The organism is Bradyrhizobium sp. A5 (genome assembly GCF_042076515.1).
Classification (GTDB): Bacteria; Pseudomonadota; Alphaproteobacteria; order Rhizobiales; family Xanthobacteraceae; genus Bradyrhizobium; species Bradyrhizobium cosmicum.
Window position 1 is genome coordinate 5,586,546 of the sequence record NZ_CP148990.1, and the last position, 24,553, is coordinate 5,611,098.

Consider the following 24,553-nt stretch of genomic DNA (forward strand, 5'->3'; position numbering starts at 1 on the left):
AAACGTCGTCGGTGAATTTACCTTACTTTCCGCCGTTTGAAAAAATATCGAGTTTATTAATCGCGTCCCATGGACGGAGTGTGACAAATGCATAACGATTGCAACCGGCCGGCATTGCATGGCACCTCGCCAGTCAATCCGTATTTCATCTTAAACTATTCAATCATTTGCAGCTGATTTAAGCCCCCTTCGGAGCGAGCCCAGTGCATGATCAAGTGATGTCAGCTGGAGGCAAAAGCGACAGCGAAGTGTCTTCAATCGCGATCATTGGCATGGCCGGACGATTCCCCGGCGCACCCAGCGTGACAAAATTCTGGGAGAACATCCGCGAGAGTCGTGAAAGCGTTCGTGTCTTCACCGAGCAGGAGCTACTTGCCGTCGGCGAGCGCCCCGAGGTGCTGCGCGACCCGTCCTACGTCAAGGCGTGCGGCTATCTAGATGGCATCGATCAATTTGATGCATCATTTTTCGGCATCTCCCCCCGCGACGCCGCCGTGTTCGACCCGCAGCATCGCCTGTTTCTAGAATGCTCGTCTGAAGCTTTCGAGGATGCTGGCTATGTCGGCGGAAAGATCGGCGGCCCGGTCGCCGTCTTTGCCGCATCAGGCGCAAGCGAATATTTTACCTACAACCTCACGACCAATGAAGAGATCCTGCGCTCAATCGGCGCCTGGCTACTGCGACACACCGGCAACGATCCGAATTTCCTCGCAACGCGTGTATCTTACGAACTCGACCTGGTCGGTCCGAGCATGAATGTGCAAACGGCCTGCTCTTCATCGCTCGTTGCGGTTCATCTCGCCTGCCAGAGTCTGCTCAACGGCGAATGCGACGTGGCGCTGGCCGGCGCCTCCACCATTTACCCAGAGCAGAAAGGCTACCTGTACAGGCCGGGAGAAATCCTCTCTCCCGACGGACACTGTCGTCCATTCGATGCCCAGGCCGGCGGCACGGTAATGGCATCCGCCGTCGGCTGTGTCGTTCTCAAACGGCTCTCGGATGCCCTGCGCGATGAGGACTGTATCCGTGCGGTGATCCGCGGCTCAGCAATCAACAATGATGGCTCTGACAAGGTGGGATACCTTGCCCCCAGCATCAGCGGGCAGGCTCGGGTCATTTCCGAGGCGCTTGATCTCGCCGGTGTCGCGCCCGAAGAGGTGTCCTATATTGAGGCGCACGGCACGGGCACGATGATCGGCGACCCTATCGAGATCACGGCGCTAGTCCAGGCTTTCGGGCCCAACGTCCAACGCCAGTCATGCGCGATCGGTTCGGTCAAATCCAACATCGGCCACGCCGGCGAGGCCGCAGGCATGTGCAGCCTGATCAAGACCGTTTGCGCGCTCGAGCAGCGCGAATGGCCGGCAACGCTGCACTATCAAACGCCCAATCCGCAGGCCGGTTTTTCCGACTCGCCATTCTTCGTCAACGCCAGCCTGCGGCCGTGGCCGGCGGCTCCTGGCCGGACGCGGATTGCAGGTGTCACGAGCCTCGGCGCCGGCGGCACCAACGCCCACCTCATCCTGGAAGAGGCCCCGCCCAGGCCACTGCACACGCCTAGGGATGCCGGACCGCAATTGCTTCTTGTGTCGTCGCGAACCAACGCGGCCCTCGACGCAGCGACCCGGAATCTGGCCAACCATCTGCGGACGAACCCGAGACAGCCGCTCGATGAGGTCGCATTCACGCTGATGGCCGGTCGCGAGGCCTTCGAGGTTCGTCGCTCTTTGGTGGCGCGCGACGCGGCCTCGGCGGCAGATCAATTGGAGGCCTGCGATCCGCAGCGCGTCTTCACGGGTAAGGCCGCGCGCGAACACACTTCGACGGTATTCCTCTTCCCCGGCGGTGGAGCACAATACGCCGGCATGAGCGCCGAACTCTATGAGAAGGAACCGGTGTTCCGCGACGCATTGGATGCCTGCCTTGCGGTCGTTCAACCACGCCTCACTGTCGATCTGCGCAGCTTGATGTTTCCACCTCCCGAGGCTGTGGCCGTGGCGGACAAGCAGCTGGAGGCTCCCTCTTTGGCGCTTCCTGCACTGTTGGCCGTCGAGTACGCCCTGGCGATGCTGCTGCGATCATGGGGCCTGATCCCCGCTGCTCTGATCGGCCACAGCGCCGGCGAGTACGCCGCCGCCTGTGTGTCGGGCGTGCTCACGATGCCGGATGCGATGGCGCTGGTTGCGCTGCGCGGTAAGTTATTCGAGACGCTACCTCGCGGCGCGATGCTGTCGGTCGCATTATCCGAGGAGCAGGTACGGTCGCGACTTGGAAACGACCTTTCGCTGGCTGCTGTGAACGGACCTTCGCTTTGCGTCGCATCAGGCCCGATAGACGCGATCACGCAGCTCGAGGCCGACCTTGCTGCGGAGCAGATCGAACATACTCGCATTCACATCAACGTCGCCGCACACTCATCGATGCTTGAGCCGATCCTGTCGGAGTTCGAGCGCTTCTGCCGAACTATTCGGTTCCAGAAGCCGGCGATCCCGTTCGTTTCGAACTTGACAGGGACCTGGATCACCGACGCCGAAGCGATGGACCCGGCCTATTGGGTCCGTCATCTGCGAAACACTGTTCGGTTCGACCAGGGCGCCCGGATGGTGCTGGGGAGCGGCAGTCGAGCGCTGTTGGAAGTCGGACCTGGCCGCACGCTTGCCAGCCTTTGCAGGCAGCAGCCCAGCAAAGCCGCGGTGGTTACGACCTCGCTACGTCATCCCAACGAAGCGGCGTCGGACGTTGCCTTCCTGAAGGAGGCGATAGGCCGACTCTGGGTCGCCGGCATCGAGATCGATCCCTCCAGTTTCTTCGCGCGGACGTCACAACGCCGAGTGCCGCTGCCAACCTATCCCTTCGAAAGGCAGCGGTACTGGATCGATAAGGGCGTACAGGCCCCACACAGCACCTCGCTGACGCGGCAGCCCGATCTGGGCCGATGGTTCTCGGCGCCCGCGTTCGTGCGTTCGGCGCCCTCCGCGCAGCTTCCGGAAGAAGAGCTTCGCAAGCCGTGGCTTGTTATCACCGACAATTCACCGCTGGCTACCGCAATCGTCAAACGCCTGCGCGCATCCGGCGCACGGGTTGCCACGGTCACAGCCGCGCCCCAGTTTGCAGAGCGCGGCGCACTCAGCTTCACGATCGATCCAACAAGCGCCGCCGATTACTCCAGACTGCTAGAGGGGCTACGAAGGCAGGACGCGCTGCCGGGGCATATTGTCCACCTCTGGGCACTCGCTCCAAGGCCAATGCGTTTCTTCGGCTCGTCCGCTGATGGCGACCTTGCTGCTTGGGACAACGGTGCGGTTCGCAATTTCTACAGCCTGCTGTTTTTGGCGCAAGCCTTGACCTTCGAGGTCGATCAGATCCGGCTGACTGCGATCGGAACTGCAATCGAGGCGCTTCCCGGCGAACACGAGCTACATCCCGAAAAGTCCACCTTGTGGGGCGTCTGCCGCGTGTTGCCCCGCGAGATGCCAGGCGCATCATGTTCGGTCGTCGACGTGGTCATGCCGCCGGCCAGATCCAACGAGGAAGCGCTCCTGGCCGATCGCCTGGTCGACGAGCTCTACGGCAGCAAGCGCGATCCACTTGTGATCCTGCGCGACGGTGGGCGATGGGTGCAGCGTTTCGATCGGCTGGTGCTGGATCCCGCACCGGGCGCGCGCACTTGGCTGCGGCCCAGCGGAGTTTACCTCGTCACGGGCGGACTGGGCGGCATAGGTCTCGAACTAATGCAGCATCTGGCGCTGCACGCCAAAGCCCGTCTTGTGTGCGTCGGCAGGTCGGCGATGCCCGAGGAATCGGCGTGGGAGCGCTGGGTCCAAGACCATGGCGCGAACGACAGCACCTCGCGGAAAATCGAGAAGATATGGGCATTGCGGGCGCTCGGCGCCGAGGTGATGCTGGCCGCCGCCGACGTCACCGACCGGAATGCGATGGCCGATGTGGTCACCCAGGCAACGCGACGCTTCGGCCGCATCAACGGTGTCTTCCATTGCGCCGGCGTCCTCAAAGATCAATTGATCGCGCTTCGCTCGCCCGAGACCCAATCGGCCGTGCTTTCGGTCAAGGCCAAGGGTGCCCTGGTCCTGCAATCACTGTTCCGCGATGGCGACTTGGATGTCCTGATCAATTTCTCTTCGGTCAGTTCGATTCTCGGACTGGCCGGACAGGTCGACTATACAGCCGCCAACGCTGTTCTGGACGCGGTGGCGAAGGCCCGCACGGCTCGGGGCAGCCGTACACGTATCGTCAGCATTAATTGGAATGCCTGGAAAGAGGTAGGCATGCTTGCGACCTTGGTCCGCGAGCGTCACGGCACGACTGGTGGCGATCTCGCCTGCGCCGGCTCTCTCCTTGGCGACTGCGTCCGTGACGATGTCGAGCAGACAGTGTTTCATTCCTTGCTGCATCCCAAAACACATTGGCCGTTGGGCGAGCATGTCGTTAGGAACGCCCAAGCGGTCATTCCAGGTACAGGCTTCCTGGAGCTTGCTCGCGCGGCGCTTGCCTTCCGGCCCGAAGACCGGCCCATCGATATTAGCGACCTCATCTTCCTCCAGCCTTGCGCCGTCGGGCCTAGCGAGGCGCGCACGCTCAATATCAGATTGAATCGCGCAGGCGATCATAGCCTCGTAATCTACGGCGAGTCCGACGAGCAGCCATACGTCACGGCGCGTGTCGCCTATGCCGATCCCCCATCGGCTCCAAGGCACTCCCTATCAACAATTCGCGGACGCTGCCGCGAGCGTGTCGAGGTGATAAACGGACGGTTGGTCCAGAACTTCATGGATTTCGGCCCGCGCTGGGCTAACCTCCGGGCGATCAATCTCGGCGAGGGCGAAGCGCTGATCGATCTCGCGTTGCCGGCCGTCTTCGCCTCCGATCTTGCAACCTATGCGCTGCACCCGGCGCTGCTCGATATGGCGACCGGTGCAGCCCAAAAGCTAATCCCGGGATTTGCAAGCGATGATGATTTCTACGTGCCATTCTCTTATGGCCGCGTGCTGGTGAGGCAACCGGTGCCGGCGACGTTCTCCAGCCATGTGCGTCTGCAGGCCGCGGACGGCAAAAGCGCAATCTTCGATGTCACCCTGCTCGACGAAAACGGCAACGAACTGGTCTCGATCGAACGGTTCACCATGCGCCGGGTCAAGGCATTTGCTGCCATACCGGCCTCCCCCAAGCCATCACGGCCGGATGGCCCCGAGACAGCCGAAGAAAGCTTCCTGCGCGAGGGCATGACCACTGCGGAAGGTCTTGAAGCGCTTGATCGCATTCTCGCCTACGACCTCTCGCCGCAGATCGCCGCCTCCACCCTCGACCTCGACCTCTGGCTCGACCGGTTGGACCACGGCGGCCGCGGAACACCGGCGGAGGAAGCCAATTGGTCCATTGGAACTCCAGGCCTCGTGCGCCCCGGTGGCGATGTCGGTTTTAGAGCCCCCCGAGATGCAATCGAGCGCGACCTGGCGTCTATCTGGCAGGACATGCTCGGCGTTCAGCGGGTCTCGATTGAAGATGACTTCTTCGAACTGGGCGGGCAGTCGCTGATCGCGATGCGGCTTTTCAACCGGATTCGCAAAGAGCATGGAGTCGAACTGCCACTTTCGGTGCTGTTCCAAGCGCCGACCATTGCTGCGACCGCGGCGCTGTTGCGTGAGGCCAAGGGCTTGGCCGCGATCGATCTTTCAGCAGATAGTGCCAGTGTGCTCCCGCAACGGAGCGGCCAGGACCTGCCTTTGTCCCATGTCACGTCGGCGACCATCGATCATGAGGCCCGCGAAGCTCGGCTAACACAGGATATACATTCCGCGGGGCTTCCGACAGTGCCTCGATCATTGGTCGAAGTCGCGCGCGGTGGCGATCGGACGCCATTGTTTTGCGTTCATGGCGCCGGGGGCAACGTTCTCAATTTTCGCGACCTCTCCTGGGGACTGCACCATGACCAGCCGTTCTTCGCGCTGCAGGCCCGTGGTGTCGATGGCAAGTGCAGCCCGCATAAGTCGATTGAGGAAATGGCCCGGGCCTATATTGCGGAGATCCGCGCGTTGCGACCACACGGTCCCTACTTGTTAGCGGGTTACTCAGGTGGCGGTGTCGTTGCTTTCGAGATGGCGCAACAACTGACGGCTTTAGGTGAAGAAGTTCCACTCCTCGTATTCTTTGACACCTTCCACCCCCAGATGCCGATGCGCACGGTCTCGTTGGACCGGATGCTCCTACGTTTGCGCAACGAGGGCCTCGGCTACATCAAAGAGATCGTCCGCAAAAGACGCGAGCACGCTCATGTGGCGCGCGAGCGGTTGCAAATCAGGATGTACGTCCGCGGAAACAGGCCCGTTCCACACGCGCTGCGAGACCGCCAGCTTACCGACAATTTTGGCCAGGCCGCAGCATGCTACCGACCTCAGCCATGGCATGGAAAAGCGATTCTCTTCCGGGCCGAGAATGTCCCTTACATCTATGGCGGCGGAGGGCCCTACTACGGATGGGACAGCGTGATCACAGGTGGATTGAAGACGGTCATGATTCCCGGCAATCATGACACGTTGCTGCTTGGCGCCAACGCGAAGGTGTTGATGGGTCCATTGAACGAAGCCCTCGACAAGGCAGACCCGCTGATGGCATGCGCCAAAACGCTTCATTCGTCCTCGAGCGAAGCAAAGGGATTTTCGTGATCGCGCGCATTAGCGTAGTCCCGCCGGCAAGAACAGGTTTTGACCAAGCGCGTGAGCGTGGCGAGCATCGGCATACCGTTGCCGTGCCGAAAGGCTGCATAGGCCGGACAGATTTGCTTCTGCATCAGAGCTCGGCAAGCTGCCATATCTCGACCCGCGACGGCATTCGCCCGCTGGCCGTAGGAGACGGCAAATTGCCATGCCAACGCTTGCAGGTGCCGACCTGTCGCCTGCGATAATCCTGTCGGGATTACCGCGCCGTCAGGACGGTCGCCGAACAGGACCACATAGTTCACCAGCGCGATGAAGTAGCGACCGAAATCGCTCATGTGCACGTTGTCTGAAAACAGCAGGCGCACGCGCCCAGCCGGAGAAATGCTCGCAACGCCCGGCACGCTGTCTTCCCACAGCGCCGCAGCGAGCTCGGCTAGAGCACTTCCACCGGGCAGCAGGCGAACGCGCGGCGCATCGCCGCGCGGTTGCAGGTCCAGATTCGCGCGGTTGGCAATGCATTCCCACATCGGCGAGACCGCCCGCTCGTAGTCGATCCAGCGTAGCGGTGCTTCGAGATTCACGGGAAGCCAGGATTGATAGAGGAACACCTCCGCGTCGGGATTGCCCGCTAAAAGGTGTTTCGTCATTTCAGTCAGATAGAAAGCTGTGCGCTCCTTGCGCGCAATGGCGGGCAGATCGTGACGCTCGGTCACGACGAGGACGTCATAAGTGTCGCCGGGTGCAAGCCGCCGCGGTTGGCGCAGCTCTTCGGCGACATCCAGGCCAGCGCCTTCGCGGTTCTGACCGGATCGATAGCCCGGCCAGTCGGAAGCCGAAGGCACTTCCCCTTTAGTGCGCTGACGCAACAGCGAGTAACCCAGGACTTGCGTCTCGAAATCAAGTTGATGGCCCAGTGAGCCCGCAATCTGCGCGACAACCTCCGGAACTCCCTCGCTAAGGCTGTGGCCAGAGTAGAAGGCCCGGACGTGATTCCTGCGTGGCCATGACGACATGTCCGCCACATCACACGTTTGCTCGCTCATCACGATGCCTCCTCGCTATTCAAGATGATCGCCGCCGCAATCACCGCAAGCCAGCAGACGTATCGCCGCCTCACGGCCCCTGTTCTTAAGTTACAACAAATGCAGATTCGCACTCGCAAATTCAAAAGCGGGGTCGTGCTACCGATATCAAATTGGTCATATCCCTATGTTCAATGAACAAGGGTCCATTGGCTATGGCTCGCCGCAGCCGCAGGATCCGACGCCCTCAAGATTCTGACGATGGCCACAATTTGCGGCACATCGGGCAGCGTTCTCTCTCCCCGTCGCTTGCCCCGATGCCGGCGGAGGTAGTAATGTCGTTTCCTTCTTCCAGGAAGCGCTGGTAACCGAGATGATCGATACTAACGGCATGTCTGCGCCATTGATGACGGTTGCACTGTCACATGCAACCTTGACGCTTAGCTGACTTCCGCGCTTATCGCGTAATGTCCGCAACAGACCCTTAGTGCCTGGCGGGCTTCCGATAGAGCTTCGGCCATTTGAAGGCGGGATGACCACCGAGCGACACTGGCAATGTCTCGCCGCCGGTGTTGATGACCGTGAGTGAGAGATCGAGACCTCGATCGTCGATCGCATAGGTCGCCATCAGGCGGGTCATCTGGTAGGTCCTGCCCCGATGCCGCATCTCGTCATTGGCGAGGCGCCCGACAATCGGAAACAGCAGTGGCGCGTGGCGCTGCCACGCCGGACCGGCCTGCCAGACGAATTCGGTACCGCTGCCAGCCTTCAACGAGCACAGCTCGGCGCGGTGCGCCTTGATGGTCGCCGTGAGTGAGCCGCTGCGAATCGTGTGCGTGTCGTCAGTCATGACGGTCTCCACGGCGGCGACGAGGCGTGCGATCGGATCATATCGCAACGGAGGCCACTCCGCCCGCCTCGCGACGGGCGACGAAAAGTCGCGAAAGCCCGTCGCTCCGCTGGAGGTCTGCTAGGCCTGAAACGACGGCCGCCCGACGCTCTCGTAGACGAAGCCGGCCGCAGCCATCTCTTCGGGACGGTAGATGTTGCGGAGATCGACGACGACGGGTTGAGCCATGGTCGCCTTCAACCGGTCCAGATCGAGGCCGCGGAACTGGACCCATTCGGTGACGACGACGAGCGCGTCGGCGCCTTGCGCGCAGGAATAGGCATCCTCGCAATAGGTGATGCTGGGGAGTTCACCCTTGGCCTGCTCCATGCCGACGGGGTCGAACGCCCTGACCTTCGCGCCCATGTCGATCAGGCCGGTGACGAGCGGGATCGACGGCGCGTCGCGCATGTCGTCGGTGTCGGGCTTGAAGGTGAGGCCGAGCACGGCGACGGTCTTGCCGCGCAGCGAGCCGCCGAGCGCCTGGCTGACCTTGCGCGCCATCGCGCGCTTGCGGCTCTCGTTGACCGCCAGCACGGATTCGACGATGCGCAAGGAAACGTCGTAGTCCTGCGCGATCTTGATCAGCGCCTTCGTGTCCTTCGGGAAGCACGAGCCGCCGAAGCCCGGACCCGCGTGCAGGAACTTGGTGCCGATGCGGTTGTCCAGGCCAATGCCGCGTGCGACCTCCTGGACGTTGGCGCCGACTTTCTCGGAGAGGTCCGCGATCTCGTTGATGAAGGTAATCTTGGTCGCGAGGAACGCGTTCGCAGCGTATTTGATCATCTCGGCGGTGCGGCGTTCCGTGAACATCAGCGGCGCCTGGTTCAGCGACAGCGGACGGTAGATGTCGCCCATCACCTTGCGGCCGCGCTCGTCGGAGGTGCCGACCACGACGCGATCGGGGAACTTGAAGTCGCGGATCGCAGCGCCTTCGCGCAGGAACTCCGGATTGGAGGCGACGACGACGTCAGCCTTGGGATTGGTCTCGCGGATGATGAGCTCGACCTCGTCGCCGGTGCCGACCGGCACAGTCGACTTCGTCACCACCACGGTGAATCCGGACAGCGACTGCGCGATCTCTTTCGCGGCGGCGTAGACATAGGACAGATCAGCGTGGCCATCGCCGCGGCGCGAGGGCGTACCGACCGCGATGAACACGGCGTCAGCATCCGCCACCGGCTTCGACAGGTCGGTGGTGAAGTCCAGACGCTTGGCCTTCACGTTGGTCGCGACCAGTTCGTCGAGGCCGGGCTCGTAGATCGGAATCTCACCGCGATGAAGCGCAGCGATCTTCTTCTCGTCCTTGTCGACGCAGGTGACGTCGTGACCGAAATCCGCAAAGCAGGCTCCGGACACCAGTCCCACATAGCCCGTTCCGATCATCGCGATGCGCATGAAAAACTCTTTCCGTTGAAGACGGATGTTCCACTGAACACCCTAGCCGATTTCTCTATCCGACCGCGCGCCCAACATTCGGGCAGATTGCCGCCCGACCAAAGGCACACGAGCCACACGGCACGCAAGTGCTACCGATCACGCGATCAGACGCCGTGGTACTTTCGATACCATTCGACGAAGCGACCGAGGCCATCTGCAAGTGACGTCGAAGGCGCGAAACCGACGTCGCGCTGGAGCGCGGAAATGTCGGCGCGCGTCTCCAGGACGTCGCCCGCCTGCATCGGCAGCAGCTTGCGGATCGCGGGCTTGCCGATGAGCTTCTCCAGCGTTTCGACGAACTCGATCAGATTGACCGAGCGGTTGTTGCCGATGTTGTAGACGCGATACGGCGCATAGCTCGACGAATTTTCCGGCTGCTCGGCGTTCCACTCGGGATTCGGCCTCGCGGGACGATCGAGCGTGCGGATCACGCCTTCGACGATGTCATCGACATAGGTGAAGTCGCGCCACATGTCGCCATTATTGAAGATCTTGATCGGCTCATTGGCGAAGATCGCACGCGTAAACAGCCAGGCAGCCATGTCGGGCCGGCCCCACGGGCCGTAGACGGTGAAGAAGCGAAGGCCAGTCACCGGCAGCTTGTGAACATGCGCGAACGTGTGCGCCATCAGTTCGTTGGCCTTCTTGCTTGCCGCATAAAGGCTGACGGGATGGTTCACCGAATGCTCGGTCGAATATGGCAAGGTGCGGTTGGCGCCATATACGGAACTCGACGAGGCGTAGACGAGATGCGCCAGACCATGACGCCTGCCGGCCTCGAGCACGGTGACGAAGCCGTCACAATTGGCGCGGATGCTGGTGATAGGATCGTCGATCGACGCGCGCACGCCGGGCTGCGCCGCCAGGTGCACGACTCGGTCGGGCGCGACCTCGTCGAAAACGCGCGTCACCGCGGCAAAGTCTGCGAGATCGATCTCGTAGAATCTGAACCCAGGACGGTGCTTGAGCGTTGCGAGGCGCGCACGCTTCAGCGCGGGATCGTAATAGGGCGTGATCGCATCGATGCCGACGACCTGCTCTCCGCGCGCCAACAGCCGTTCACAAACGTGCATTCCGATAAAGCCGGCAGCACCGGTAACGATCACTGGCCGCAAAGTTGTCATCTCGTTCATTCCGCGAAGCAATGCCAGACCAGGACATGAGAGGCAAGGTTTGGACGATTGCGACAATCATCAAATCAGGCGGCTCATGTAAGCGCATCGAAATGTGTAGGAAACATGATGGCGCCATGCATCCTCGCATGCTATCCGCCTGCGAGGATGCTCGGACGATAGCGCCACATGTGCTACACTTCATAGATCCTATATTCGGCGCGAATGCTTAGTCTTGAGGCAATGCTCGCGCAGGACACCTGCGAAGAACAAGACACCCACGAAGAAAAAGATCGGCTTTGAAACTCTCCATCAACGGCAGGTTCCTGTCACAATCGCTCACGGGCGTGCAACGCTACGCTGCCGAAATCGTCAAAGCGATGGACCGCTTGCTCGCGAGAGGAGAGGCCCCGCAGCAACTGCTGGATGCAGAATGGCAGATCCTTGCGCCCCCGAATGCGCAGACGCTCGCCGGTCTTAGCCGCATTCAAATCAAGCAGGTCGGATCGCTGCAGGGGCACGCGTGGGATCAGGTCGATCTGGCGCGTGCGGCCGCCGGGACGCGCCTCGTCAGCCTCGCCAACTCCGGTCCGGTGCTCCACCGCGACCATCTGGTCGTGATTCACGACGCGCAGGTTTTCAGGCGGCCGGACTTCTTCAGCTGGCGCTACCTCGCTTTGCATCGGACGCTCGGCCATTTACTGGCGCGCACGGCAACGATCGCAACAGTTTCGACGTTTTCGCGCAACGAACTTGCCGACGTGCTGTCGCTCGATCCCGCTTCGATTCCCGTCATTGCGAACAGCGCAGAACATTTCGCGACCGTCGAGCCCGATGTCTCGATCCTCGATCGACTGCATCTTGTCCCCCATCAGTTCTTCCTCTTCGTCGGCTCGATGACGAAGAACAAGAACGTCGACACTGCCATTCGAGCGGCCGAGCGGCTCGGCCGCCCCGATTTTCCGCTGGTCGTCGTCGGCGGCGACAACAGCAAGGTATTTGGAGGCGGCGCCGCCTCGCAGAAAGCCGGAATCATCATTGCGGGCCGCCTGAAGGACGAGGAGATCGCGGCGCTGTTCTCCCGGGCAACTGCGTTCGTGTTTCCGAGCCTCTATGAGGGCTTCGGGGTGCCTCCCCTGGAAGCGATGTTCTTCGCCTGTCCGGTCATTGCGAGTTCCGCCGATGCCGTGCGCGAGACCTGCGACGATGCTGCCGTCTATTTCGATCCGCTCAGCGCGGATGAGCTATTGGCCCGGATGCGCGAAAAAATTGAGCTCGGCAGGATTTCGCCGGCTGAACAGGAGAAGCAGCGACAGCGACTGTCGACGTATTCCTGGGCCAAGTCCGCCGCAGCGATGCTCGAATTCCTTGCCAGCCCCTCTTCCCACACCGCATCCGGCCGCACGGCACGATGACGCGGCCCAAATATTGCTGTTTAGAGGCGTTACACGCGCTGTCTGCAAGACAAGGAAGGACTAACCGTTGTCCAGCGGCCTGAAAGTTCTACATGTCGCCGAAACGGTCAGGGGCGGCATCGCCACCTACCTCAACGAGCTGCATCCGCATCAGAGCGCGAGCTTCGGGCGTGGAAACGTCAATTATGTCGTTCCATCCGACCATCGCGGCGATCTGGTGAACATCGAGGATGATGCCGTCACCACGTTCCCGCGCGACGGCCGCAACGCGATCGGCCTGTTCCGCATGCTGTTTGCGACCATGCGCGCGGTCCGGCAGTTGCGGCCTGACATCATCCACCTTCACTCGTCGTTCGCCGGGCTCGTGGTGCGCCCGGTGCTCTGGCTCACCTATCGGCGTTCGCGCATCGTCTATTGCCCGCACGGATGGGCGTTCGGCCGCGAGACCGGCCGCCTCAGCCGCGAAGTCACCAAGTTCACCGAACTCGTGCTGTCGAAACTCACGCATCGCATCGTCTGCATCTCCGAAAGCGAGCTGACGGATGCAAGACAGGTCGGAATCGCGGACAATCGCCTGGTTCTTGTGCACAATGGGATTTCCAGGCAGCGCCCGGCGCTCGACGACAAGGGCGCGGCGCCGTGGCAGTCTGACAAGATCAAGGTCCTCTTCATCGGCCGGCTCGACCGCCAGAAGGGTTATGATCTGCTGATCGAGGCGGCGCGCGCGCTCGGCGACAAGCTCGACGTGCGCCTGATCGGCGCCTCCGTCGTCAGCAAATTCCGCAGAAGCGACCTGCCGGCCAACATAACGTTTCTGGGCTGGATGAACCGCAACCAGATCGAGGCCGAGCTCGAGCAGGCCGACATGGTCGCCATTCCCTCGCGCTGGGAGGCATTCGGCCTCGTCGCGATCGAGGCGATGCGCGCAGCCAAGCCGATCATCGCCTTCCGCATCGGCGCGCTGCCGGAGATCGTCGAAGATAATGTGACCGGCGTGCTGTGCGACGAAGTCTCGGCCGAAAAACTGGTTGAAGGTTTTCAGCGCGCAACCAGGCTTGACCTGCCCGCGGTTGGCCGGGCCGGATATGAGCGCTTTACCCGACTCTACGACATCGAGCAGACCCACCGTACCCTGAGCCAGGTCTATTCCGACGTGCTGCATGTTCGGATCAGCGAATCCGGGCAGCGGACGAAGCTGCAATCCGACCTTCCGAACAATCTGCGATCGTAGCGACCGGCCAATCAGGCCAGCCGACGAGCCTCGTCTGGCGCGAATTCGGCGTCGATGACGCGCTTGTCCGAGAACGACCACGCGATCGCGAACATGACGACCATCGCGCAGACGAGAAAACCGGCCGCGAACAGCAGTGATCCGGTGTGCAACATCGTCTTCGCCTTCCCTTCTTGCTTGACCGACCACTAGCCGGATCAGGATTAGGAAGACCTTACGGACACCAGCGCGACGCCAGCTTCCAAATCTAAGCGTTAATGGAGGCGGAATCCCGTCGCAGAAAATTGCTCCGATGCCCCGGCGAGAACGCCCGCTCGGGCGTCATGCCTGCCGCAGGACGACGAAAACACAACGCAAGGTCGGCCAGAATCGAATCCAATACTGGAAGTTTACGGCGGTCTCATCTCGCGACGATGCCGTTGCATGTCAGGTCCATCGCCGCACACCGCTCACAAGTTCAACCGCAGCCTCAATCGTGACATCGATCTGACACGTGTATGTCCAGTTCGCGAACTGCTTGTTAAAGAGGACGTTCCGCACAAAAATTAAACAGCGATTTGGGCGTGCATCGAGGTTCACAAGTTGCAATAAGGTCACAGCCATAAGTGCTTTACCATAAAGTCGAAGAGGTAGCAGTGACTCCGCAGCACGATGATTGGTACGGTGATTCAGATTTTAGATGAGTACGAGGGAATGCTGGTGGCTAAGGCCGAACGTTTTAATTTTGATTTCGGGATTAGCCGAATCCTGGCTGTTGCTGCGATCAGCATCTCCCTGGCGGGTTGCGGAGGCTTCATTCCGTTAGACGCTCCGGATGCCGTTTCCACGCAAACAAATGCTGCGCTCGTCACCGAGCCGACCGCGCCGCTCGCCTACGCCCTGATGCCGGTCAATCCGGCGATCCTGCAGGCGACCAACGCTTTCACGGACTCCTCCGGAATGGTGTTCTCCCGCCTCCCGGGCGGCAACTACCGCGACGTCACGATCGGCATCGGCGACATCGTCACAGTGACCGTGTACGAAGCGCAGGCAGGCGGCCTGTTCATTCCACGCGAAGCGGGCGTCAGGCCGGGCAACTTCGTGGACATTCCGCGGCAGCAGGTCGACCAGTCCGGCAACATCAACATTCCGTACGCCGGATCGATCAAGGTCGCGGGGCTGACACCGCGTGCCGTGTCGAACATCATTCGCGAGCGCCTCAAGGACCGCGCCATCGACCCGCAGGCGGTCGTGAGCGTCGCCGAACAGCGCGGCAACCAGATCAGCGTGCTCGGCGAGGTCAACTCGCCGCTCCGCTTCCCGGTCGACCCGGGCGGGATTCGTCTGATGGGCGCGATCGCGCGCGCCGGCGGCCCGAAGTACCCGTCCTACGAGAGCACGATCACGATCAAGCGCGAGGGCCGAACCTACAGCGAGACGATGTCCTCGGTGGTGCACAACCCCAACGAAGACGCGCTGCTCGCGCCGGGTGACGTCGTCTTCCTGACCCGCATTCCGCGCGTCTACATGGTGTTCGGCTCGACGCCGTCGCCGGGATCGATCGGCGGCACCAACAACCGCCGCTTCTCGTTCGAGAACGACAACATGTCGCTGGCTGAAGCCCTGGCGAAGGCAGGCGGCCTCGACAGCAACCGTGCGGACTCCAAGTCCATCTACGTCTACCGCTTCGAGCCGAAGTCGCTGCTGCAGCAGATCGGCATCGACGTCTCGCAGTTCCCGACCAAGACGGTCCCCGCCGTCTACAAGTTCGACATGAGCAAGCCTGATGGCTGGTTCCAGGCAGATACGTTCCGGATGCGCGATCATGACGTGATCTCGGTCGCGGAATCGCCGTCAACCGAATTCATCAAGCTCATGAACCCGCTGAATGCCGCAAGCGTGAACGCGGACAACATCAGCTCGGTTGTCTTGAACGCGAAGTAACCTCGAACACGGAACCGCCGTCCGCACATATGCGGCGGCGGTCCGCCTAATTCGAACCATAAGGGAGAGGTAGTTCGTTCGGCCAAATCGATTGGCCAATGTGGAGCAACAGAGTGACTGAGCCAAGCAGACGAGATCGGCCCCATTCGCGATGGCAGCTTGCCGCCTTGGTCATGACCATCGGTTTGTCGTCGGCCGCGGCCAGTGCTCAGAATGCGCAGCCGCTCGATCAGCGCCTTCTGTTCGGTGTGGGCACGCACCAGGGCCTCGGCGGCTCGATCAGCAATCGGGGTTATGTACCCGCCATCTCCGTGAAGCAGATGAAGGAGCTTGGCGCGACCTCGTTCCGCGACGATCTGCCTTGGTCGGATTTCGAGCTGCCGGGCCGGCAGCTCGGCTTCAATCCGCTGCTCGGTCGCCTCGATGCGCAGATCAAAGCCAACATCGGCCCGCCCGCCATCATTCTGGCTTTCGGCCATCACCTCGTTCCGAATTCGACCCCACCGACGACCGACGAGGCTCGTCAGCGCTTCGTCAACTACGCGACCGTCGTGGCGCAAACGCTTAGCGCCCGACGGCCCATCTTCGAGTTGTGGAACGAGTACAATCTCGAAGCGCGCAAAAATCCGAACTTCAGCATCGAAAACTACGTGGCGCTCGCGCGGGTGGTGCAGCCGGTTGTCAAACGTGCGGCCCCCTCGTCTCCCTTCGTCGTCGGCGCCCTCGGCGACGATCCCGGCTGGAAGTGGACCGACGCGCTGCTGCGGACCGGCCTGCTTGATATCGCGGACGGAATTTCGATCCATATCTACAATCACTGCATGAACCCGGCGAGGCGAACTGCCGCTGAAGCGATCGAGCGACTGGAAGCCTTTCATCAGCGTGTCGCGCAGGCCACGAATAACCCCAACTATCCGATCTATCTCACCGAGACAGGCTGGCCCAACGGCGACGCCAAATGCAGCGTGAGTGAACAAATGACGGCCGACAATATGGCCCAGATGATCTTGTGGTCGTCGACGGCAGGACCATGGTTGAAGGGTCTCTGGCTTTACGAACTCAAGGACAGCGGCACCAAGCCGACCGAGCTCGAGAACAATTTCGGCATCTATCATTTCGACAATTCGCCGAAGCCCGCTGTATGCTCGATCCGGGAAAGCTGGGCGTTTATTCGTACGAGCCTGAAGGCGGAGAAAACGAAACCCGCTCCGGGCGTCGTCCTCGTCCGAAGCCAGGATGGGTCGGACACGAAGGCGGCTCTTTGGTTGGAAACCCCGACCAGGCGTTTTGAAGTACGATTGAAAGGCGCAGAACCGAATGCCGAGGTCACCCATGTTTGCCAGCAAGGGGCAGGTCCCGCTCCCGGCGCCTGGACGGAGCTCTCGACCACCCCTGTGCTCGTCACCGCGAAGGGACAGGCCGCGCTCGACTTCGAGATCCGGCCCGTCAACTGACGCTGTCATGGCGGCCGCGCACTGCCAGATCCGGGGCGTTTCTTGAAAATTCTGATCGTCAATACACTCTATCCGCCGGAAATCATCGGCGGCGCTGAAGTCTCGGTGTCGCTGCTCGCGGAAGCGCTCGCACAGCGTGGCGAGAAGGTGGCGGTCGTCTGTCTTCAGGATGGTCGGACGCGGTCCGTCGACGAGCGCAATGGCGTACGCGTCTATCGGCTGCCGCTGGACAATGATTACTGGCCGTTCGGCCGGGACAAAAAGCTCTCGTCAATGCAGCGGCTCAAATGGCATTTGCGCGACACCTGGAATCGCAAGGCGGCCGAGCGATTCGCCGAGGTTCTCGACATCGAAAAGCCCGATGTCGTTCACACAAATAACCTGACGGGTTTTTCCGTCTCGCTGTGGTCAGAAGCCAAACGTCGCAACATCAGAATCGTGCACACCTTGCGTGACTATGCGCTGATCTGCAAACGGTCGACGCTCTTCCGGGCGGGCGCGACCTGCATGCAGCGTTGCACGGCCTGCGCCACCATGACCGCGCCCTATCGCCGCGCGTCGCGCATGGTCGACGCGGTAACATCGAACAGCCAGTTCGTGCTGGATCGTCACCTCGCACCCGGCTATTTCACCGACATTCCCCGCCGCGTCGTCTACAATATCGCCGACACGACCAATCTCGGCGCGACACCCGGGCCTGCCTGTGACGACGTGGTCTTCGGCTTCATCGGACGCCTCGAGCCCGAGAAAGGCATAAATGTCGTCCTCAAGGCCGCCGAGTTGCTCCCCGACGCCGGCTGGCAGCTCAAGATCGCCGGCAGGGGCCTCGAAGCCTATGTGCGCGATTTGAAGGCAGCTTCGCGAAATGATCGCGTGCAATGGCTCGGCTTCACCAAGTCCGCCGACTTTTATGCGGGCGTCGACGTCTGCCTGATCAGCTCCGTCTGGCCGGAGCCGCTGCCACGGACGCTGATCGAGGCGATCGGGGCCGGCAAGGCCACAATTTGTTCCACAGCCGGTGGAATACCGGAGATATCCGAGTTTTCTAATATTGTAGGAAAATATGAGCCACACGACCACCGCCGGCTTGCCGAACTGATGCAGGAGACAATTCGACAGGCGGATCGGTGGAAGAAGAACTCACCTGCCCGACCGGATTTTGCGGAGAAATTCACCCCCGAGACGATCACACGGCAAATTCTGGAGATGTACACCGGCAAGGCCGGGGCCTCTTCACAAGAATAGCGGGCGAAAAGCTGCAGCAGCACAATGCCACAATGGATATTGAGACACATTCTTAATGAAGGTCCTCGTCACCTCATCGCTGTACCCGACGCCCGGCGCGCCGAAAGTCGTCGGCGGCGCCGAAATATTCGTGCGGCGGCTGGTCGAGAGCCTCGTCGCGCGCGGGGATGTGATCGAGGTGGTTCGCGCCGCCTCCGTGCCGGACCAGAAGGCCGAGCGATTCAACGACGTCGACGTCTACTCTGCGCGGAGCAAGAATATTTATCTGCCGTTTACCGAACAGCGCAGCGCGCCTGCGCGCGGCATCTGGCACGCCGTCGAGGACTGGCAGCGAACGGCTGACGTCGTGGGCGCGCGCATCGATGCCTTCAAGCCTGACCTGCTGCATTCGAACAATTTGTCGGGCCTGACAACGGCGGTCTGGAAGGCGGCGCATGACCGGCGCATTCCGATCGTCCACACCCTGCACGACTATTATCTGACCTGCCCGAGATGCTCGCGCTTCTCCAATGGCCGGGCATGCAAGCACACCTGCCTCAGCTGCAAATTGTTGACGATCAGCCGCCGCAGCGCGACCGGCCAGTTGAGCGCCGTCGTCGGCGTGAGCCAGCGGATCCTCGACATCCACACCGAGCTCGGGCTGTTCTCGAACACGACGCGGAAGGTCATCCGGCATGCATCGGCACTCGAGCCGATCGCCCCGTCCGCCACGCCTCCCTCGAATGTGCTGAGGCTCGGCTTCATCGGTCGATTGACCGAGGAAAAAGGCATCTACAATCTGGTCAAGGCTATCGGCCTGCTGCCGCTGAACTCGGTCCGGCTCATCATCGCCGGCTATGCCAGCGACGAGTTGAAGCAGGAGCTTCGCAATCTGGCGCAGCACGCCACGCTCGAGTTCCTCGGCTTCGTTGCGCCGGAGAAGTTCTACGAGCAGATCGACGTCGTCGTCATTCCGCCGATCTGGGAGGAGCCCGGTCCGATCGTCGTTGCCGACGCGCGCGCCGCCGGCAAGCCGTTTCTCGGCACGAGATTCGGCGGCATCCCCGAGGCCGTTGCGCGCGGGGCGAAGGGCTGGCTCACGGAACCGGATGCGGAATCCCTGGCCGCCAGTATCCGGCAACTTCTGTCGAAGCCGGACGAAATCTTAGCGATGGTTAAGCAACTGTCGCTGGAATCGAATCCATATACCTTTACGAGCGTCGTCGACGAGTATCGCAACCTGTTCGAAAGCGTCGTCCGCGGCCGACGAACCACGTGACGGGCGATTGACGATCGCGTGTCGATCGTCAATCCGGCCGGCGAAGTGCGTGAAGCTGGTTTGCAACCTGCTAACGAATTCAGAAACTCTACGTGGAACTGCGGGGCATTGCTCACGCAACGTGCAGCTTGCACAACAAACGTTGCGTGGAACAGCAACACGCCTCCATCATGACATCGTTCCCGCACACGGCTGACATCGACAGCGGTTAATCACTTGCGCAAACGAGTCGACGAAACGCTCGCGGGCGAAGAGCGCAATGTGTCGACTTTTATCTGAATAAAAAACCTGAAACACAAATGTCGGGGCTACTGCTCGACGTCAATTGAACTCACATGCAGAGTAGCAGATGACCACGTCTCCCGTTGATCAGACCCTCCATTCGGCGAGTTCCTTCACTGGATCCATTGGTGTCAACACGCACGTCGCTTACTCCTGGGGTGGCTATAGCAACCTCGCGCTGGTCGAGGACGACCTCAAATATCTCGGTGTCACCAAGCTGCGCGACGCGCTCGCGACGACTCCGAACAGCCAGCCTGTCATGGAAGGACTTGCGGCGGACGGCTACAAATTCGATCTGATCGTGTCGTCGAGCACGCCCGCAGCGGGCTCCGCGGGGATTACGCAATACCTCGCGCTGCTCGACAGCTTTGTGAAGGATCACCCCGGAAGCCTGATCGCCATCGAGGGCCTGAACGAAGCCAACACGCAGCCGTTTACTTACAACGGCAGCTCCGATATTTCCGCTGCGGCGAAATTCCAGGTGGCTCTCTACACGGCGATCAAGGGCGACGCCTCGCTGTCGGGCGTTTCGGTCTACAACCTCTCGCTCGGCTACAACGACTCCAGCGACTACGCCAAGCTCGGTAATCTCTCCGGTTCGGTCGACTACACCAATTCGCACGCGTATGTCGGAACCAGCAGCTCACCCCAGACGGTCATGAACATGCTTCTCGCGAACGCGACATCCGTCGCGTCCGGAAAGCCGGTCGTGATCACCGAGACCGGGTACAGCACGGTGACCAGCGCGCCTTACATCGGCGTCGATCAGACCGTCCAGGCCAAGTCGATCCTCAACACCCTGGCCGATGCCTACAAGGGTGGCGTGAACACCACCTATCTCTACGAGCTTCTCGACCACGGCTCGGACGCCGGCTCGAACATGGGCCTGTTCAATGCCGACGGCACGCCGAAGATGGCTGCGACGGCGATCCACAATCTGACTACCATCCTCGCGGATGATGGTACCGGCAGCAACACCCCGACGACGCAGCTCGGCTACAGTCTTTCCGGCCTTCCCTCGACCGGGAACAGCATGGTGCTCACCAAGAGCAACGGCGCCTATGACCTCGTCGTCTGGGCCGAGCCGAAGATCTGGGACGATGCCACGGACAGCGAGGTCGCCGCGCCCACCTCGTCGGTCACGGTAAAGCTCGGTGCCGTCCATCATTCCGTCGTCGTCTACGATCCGATGAGCGGCACCACGCCGATCGCCAGCTACACCGACGTCAGCCAGATCGTCCTTCCGCTCAGCGACCATCCGCTGATCATCGAAATCGACGCGCCCGCCAAGTCCGGTTCGGCTCCCGAAGCCCTCGTCAACGTCAGCGATACCGCCGCCGACATCGTCGCACAGCTGTCGGACCTGAACGCCTCCACCACGCTGAAGACGATTACGCTGACCGACACGCACGTCCTGCCCGTCGCCTCCGAATCGACGATGAGCTACATCATCTCGCATTATGGAAAAGCGCTGGCCACGATCCAGGGCGGCTATTCGTTCTCGGTGACGACGTCGAGCAGCGCATGGACCCTGACGAAGGTCTTCAGCTCGTCCGGCAGCCTGCTTTCGACCACCACTACGAACTTCAGCGACGGAGTCGCATACAGCAAGGTCACGACCAATGCCGACGGATCGTCGGATACCGTCAACTATTCGGCCGGTGTCGTCACCCAGGAGGTGATCGTCAAGACCAACGGATCCAAGGAGACGAAGAAGTTCGGCACGGACGGCAATTTGCTGAGCGACATCATCCAGAACAAGGACGGCTCGTCGTCCAACACCGTTTATTCCGCCGGCGTGAAAACGGCCTACTACGTCAACAACGCGGACGGCAGCCACGACAACACCTTCTACAACATCACCGGCAAGACCTACGTCACCGAGACGCAGCACCTCGACTCGACCGGCAAGGTGACGTCGATCACCCGCAAGCACGCGGACGGAACGCTGGATTACATCCAGGTGAAGAACGCCGACGGCAGCAGCGTCACGACGCTCTATGATGCGGTCGGGAAGAAGACCTCGCTCATCACCTCCACCTCCACCTCGACCACGACCGATACCTTCAACACTTCAGGCGTGCTCGTGAAGGAGATCGTTCAGAAGACCGACGGCTCCGTCACGACATCGAACTACAACGGCGCGCTGCTGACATCGGTGTACATCCTCAACTCAGATGGCTCCAAGGAGACCAAACTCTACGATAGTGCCGGACGCCTCTCCAACGATACCGTGATCAAGACGAATGGCTGGTCATCCGCAACCGTGTACACGGCCGGCATCAAGACGGCCTACTATGTCAACAACGCCGACGGCAGCCACGACAACACCTATTACAACATCAGCGGCAAGACCTACGTCACCGAGGCCCAGCACATCGATGCGATAGGCAAGGTCACGGCGATCACCCGCACGCACACCGACGGAACACTCGACTACACCCAGGTCAAGAACAGTGACGGCAGCGCCGTCACGACGCTCTATAATTCCGCCGGGCAAAAGATCACAAAGATAACAACGACGTCCACGACCACGACGACTGATACCTTCAACACGTCGGGCGTGCTGCTGAAGGAAGTCGTCCAGAAAACCGAGGGTTCGGTGATCACCACGAACTACAACGGCGCGCTGTTGGCGTCGGTTTACATCCTCAACGCGGACGGATCGAAGGAAGCCAAGCTGTATGACAGCAGCGGCAGGCTTTCGAGCGATGCCGTGATCAAGACCGACGGATCGGCATCGACCACTGTCTATGCCGCGGGCGTCAAGACCGTTCTCTATGTCAACAACGCCGATGGAAGCCACGACAACACCTACTACAACATCACGGGGAAATCCTACGTCGCCGAGACGCAGCACTCGGATGCCTCCGGCAAGATCACGGCAATCACCCGCACCCACGCCGACGGGACGCTGGACTATACCCAGGTCAAGAACAGCGATGGCAGCAGCCTGACGACGCTCTACAATGCCGCCGGACAGAAGACCTCGACAGTCGCCTGGACGACCACCACGACGACGACCGACACCTTCAGCACCACCGGCGTCCTGACGAAGGAGGTCGTTCAGAAGACCAACGGCTTCGTGAGCACGACGAACTACAACGGGGCGCTGCTGGGTTCGGTCTACATCGTCAATGCGGACGGCTCGAAGGAAACGAAACTGTACGACTCGGCCGGGAAGCTCGCCAACGACTCGCTGATCAACACAAACGGATCGACGTCGACGACCGTCTATTCGACCGGCGTGAAGACTGCGGTCTACGTTACCAACGCCGACGGCAGTCACGACAGCACGTTCTACAACATCACCGGGAAATCCTACGTCACGGAAGCCCAGCACACCACCGCTGCCGGCGTCGTGACCCAGGTCGTCCGGTCACACGCCGATGGCTCGCTCGATTACAAGCAGGTCATCAACGCCGATGGCAGCAAGGTCACGGACGTCTATGACAGCACCGGCCACAAGCTGAACGAGGTGCAGTCCCATACCGACGGATCGAGCGTTACGGACATCTTCAATACGTCGTCGGGCGCGATCACCCAGGAGGTCATCAAGGCCTCGAACGGCGACACCACCACGACGAACTACGCCAACGGCGTCCAGGCTTCCATCTATGTCGTCCACGCCGACGGCTGGAAGGAAACCAAGCTGTTCGACTCGAGCGGGACCATCACCAACGACTCGGTCTACAACACCGACGGATCGACCTCCTCGACGATGTATACGGCAGGGGTGAAGAGCGCGAGTTACGTCACCAATGCCGACGGCACCCACGACAACTCGTTCTTCAACATCAGCGGCAAGAGCTACGTCACGGAATACCAGCACACCAACGCGGCCGGGACGTTGCTCTCCGATACCAGGCTGCACGCGGACGGTAGCTTCGACTACACCATGCTGACCAGCAGCGACGGCACCAAGACCACCGACATCTACGACGGCACCGGCGTCAAAACGCAGGAGACGATCAAACACACCGACGGCAGCTCGGACGTGTTCATCTTCCAGGTCCCCGGCAAGCCGGGCGCCATCGAGCACGACAGCCGTGACGTCAACGGAACGCTCACGAAGGTCGACATGCAAAACGCCAACGGGACTCACAGCGTGACCGCTGTCACCGCCAGCCAGATGTTGCAGGGCTCGGCGAACAGCGACCAGTTCATGGTGTCGCCGGGATCCAGCACGATCGTCTACGATCACGGCAATGACACGGTCGTTGGCTTCCACGCCGGCACGGCCGCCAATCACGACGTCATCGAAATCTCGAAGTCTCTGGTGGCGGACTACGCTCACCTGCAGATGACGCAGAACGGATCAAGCGCGGTGATCCAGATCTCCGCCAGCGACTCAATCGTGCTCCAGGGGATCAACATCCAGAACCTCGACCACGGCAACTTCCTGTTCGTCTGATGCCGCAGGATCGGCGAGCCCTCATCAGGCTGACGGGACGGGCCGCATCTTGCGGCCCGTTTCCCGTTTGGCGGGCTGTCACGACGACGCCCGGCAAAGATTGCAATGAGACGGCGGACGTCATGGCGAGACCATTGCCCGCCGATGTTACGCATGTTTTAAGTGACGACACCTCCCGCCAGGGAGCGCAGCTT

Annotated in this window: 12 protein-coding genes and 1 pseudogene; 8 read left to right on the forward strand and 5 right to left on the reverse strand. The window is 61.1% G+C overall.

Going from position 1 to position 24,553, the window contains the following annotated elements; translation table 11 throughout:
* Positions 1-203: 203 nt before the first annotated feature.
* Entirely contained in the window at positions 204-6,680 is a 6,477-nt protein-coding gene (locus tag WHZ77_RS26600) for an SDR family NAD(P)-dependent oxidoreductase (RefSeq protein ID WP_375310666.1), read from the forward strand.
* Here WHZ77_RS26600 and WHZ77_RS26605 read toward each other — a convergent pair.
* The 4 genes and pseudogenes from WHZ77_RS26605 to WHZ77_RS26620 form a co-directional block, all read right to left on the reverse strand.
* Entirely contained in the window at positions 6,644-7,717 is a 1,074-nt protein-coding gene (locus WHZ77_RS26605) for a hypothetical protein (RefSeq protein WP_375310667.1), read from the reverse strand. The two genes, WHZ77_RS26600 and WHZ77_RS26605, sit on opposite strands and share 37 nt — an antisense overlap.
* A gap of 493 nt (positions 7,718-8,210) precedes the next feature.
* Positions 8,211-8,546: pseudogene (locus WHZ77_RS26610) on the reverse strand (aldose 1-epimerase family protein); the annotation flags it as partial.
* A 120-nt stretch (positions 8,547-8,666) separates the two neighbouring features.
* The gene (locus WHZ77_RS26615) at positions 8,667-9,983 is read right to left on the reverse strand and encodes a UDP-glucose dehydrogenase family protein (protein ID WP_375310668.1); all 1,317 of its coding nucleotides are present in this window, start codon (positions 9,981-9,983) and stop codon (positions 8,667-8,669) included.
* 146 nt (positions 9,984-10,129) lie between these two features.
* Positions 10,130-11,149 carry an NAD-dependent epimerase gene (locus WHZ77_RS26620; RefSeq protein ID WP_375310669.1) on the reverse strand — a complete coding sequence of 340 codons (1,020 nt, stop codon included), beginning with the start codon at positions 11,147-11,149 and terminating at the stop codon, positions 10,130-10,132.
* A 287-nt stretch (positions 11,150-11,436) separates the two neighbouring features.
* Between WHZ77_RS26620 and WHZ77_RS26625 the strand changes: the two genes are divergently transcribed.
* The gene (locus tag WHZ77_RS26625; RefSeq protein WP_375310670.1) at positions 11,437-12,552 is read left to right on the forward strand and encodes a glycosyltransferase family 4 protein; all 1,116 of its coding nucleotides are present in this window, start codon (positions 11,437-11,439) and stop codon (positions 12,550-12,552) included.
* Between the two features lie 67 nt (positions 12,553-12,619).
* The gene (locus tag WHZ77_RS26630) at positions 12,620-13,783 is read left to right on the forward strand and encodes a glycosyltransferase (RefSeq protein WP_375310671.1); all 1,164 of its coding nucleotides are present in this window, start codon (positions 12,620-12,622) and stop codon (positions 13,781-13,783) included.
* A gap of 11 nt (positions 13,784-13,794) precedes the next feature.
* Here the strand turns inward: WHZ77_RS26630 and WHZ77_RS26635 are convergent, their stop codons facing one another.
* Positions 13,795-13,938, reverse strand: a complete 144-nt coding sequence (locus tag WHZ77_RS26635) for a hypothetical protein (protein WP_167527463.1) — start codon at positions 13,936-13,938, stop codon at positions 13,795-13,797.
* Between the two features lie 538 nt (positions 13,939-14,476).
* Between WHZ77_RS26635 and WHZ77_RS26640 the strand changes: the two genes are divergently transcribed.
* The 5 genes from WHZ77_RS26640 to WHZ77_RS26660 all read left to right on the forward strand — a co-directional run bounded on the left by WHZ77_RS26640 (position 14,477) and on the right by WHZ77_RS26660 (position 24,359).
* Complete coding sequence (locus WHZ77_RS26640) at positions 14,477-15,706, forward strand: polysaccharide biosynthesis/export family protein (protein ID WP_375310672.1); 1,230 nt, start codon at positions 14,477-14,479, stop codon at positions 15,704-15,706.
* A gap of 173 nt (positions 15,707-15,879) precedes the next feature.
* A complete protein-coding gene (locus WHZ77_RS26645; protein ID WP_375314819.1) occupies positions 15,880-17,160 on the forward strand; it encodes a hypothetical protein in 1,281 nt (426 codons plus the stop codon).
* Between the two features lie 42 nt (positions 17,161-17,202).
* Positions 17,203-18,405 carry a glycosyltransferase family 4 protein gene (locus WHZ77_RS26650; protein WP_375310673.1) on the forward strand — a complete coding sequence of 401 codons (1,203 nt, stop codon included), beginning with the start codon at positions 17,203-17,205 and terminating at the stop codon, positions 18,403-18,405.
* A 55-nt stretch (positions 18,406-18,460) separates the two neighbouring features.
* Positions 18,461-19,663, forward strand: coding sequence for a glycosyltransferase family 4 protein (locus tag WHZ77_RS26655; RefSeq protein WP_375310674.1), 1,203 nt, complete (start codon positions 18,461-18,463; stop codon positions 19,661-19,663).
* A gap of 349 nt (positions 19,664-20,012) precedes the next feature.
* A complete protein-coding gene (locus tag WHZ77_RS26660; RefSeq protein ID WP_375310675.1) occupies positions 20,013-24,359 on the forward strand; it encodes an RHS repeat protein in 4,347 nt (1,448 codons plus the stop codon).
* Positions 24,360-24,553 lie beyond the last annotated feature (194 nt).

Bases quoted from the DNA above. Each gene is read 5' to 3' on its own strand.
- WHZ77_RS26645 (WP_375314819.1), top strand. From the start codon at position 15,880: ATGACCATCGGTTTGTCGTCGGCCGCGGCCAGTGCTCAGAATGCGCAG.
- WHZ77_RS26660 (WP_375310675.1), top strand. From the start codon at position 20,013: ATGACCACGTCTCCCGTTGATCAGACCCTCCATTCGGCGAGTTCCTTC.
- WHZ77_RS26620 (WP_375310669.1), bottom strand. From the start codon at position 11,149: ATGACAACTTTGCGGCCAGTGATCGTTACCGGTGCTGCCGGCTTTATC.
- WHZ77_RS26640 (WP_375310672.1), top strand. From the start codon at position 14,477: ATGCTGGTGGCTAAGGCCGAACGTTTTAATTTTGATTTCGGGATTAGC.
- WHZ77_RS26605 (WP_375310667.1), bottom strand. From the start codon at position 7,717: ATGAGCGAGCAAACGTGTGATGTGGCGGACATGTCGTCATGGCCACGC.
- WHZ77_RS26655 (WP_375310674.1), top strand. From the start codon at position 18,461: ATGAAGGTCCTCGTCACCTCATCGCTGTACCCGACGCCCGGCGCGCCG.
- WHZ77_RS26615 (WP_375310668.1), bottom strand. From the start codon at position 9,983: ATGCGCATCGCGATGATCGGAACGGGCTATGTGGGACTGGTGTCCGGA.
- WHZ77_RS26635 (WP_167527463.1), bottom strand. From the start codon at position 13,938: ATGTTGCACACCGGATCACTGCTGTTCGCGGCCGGTTTTCTCGTCTGC.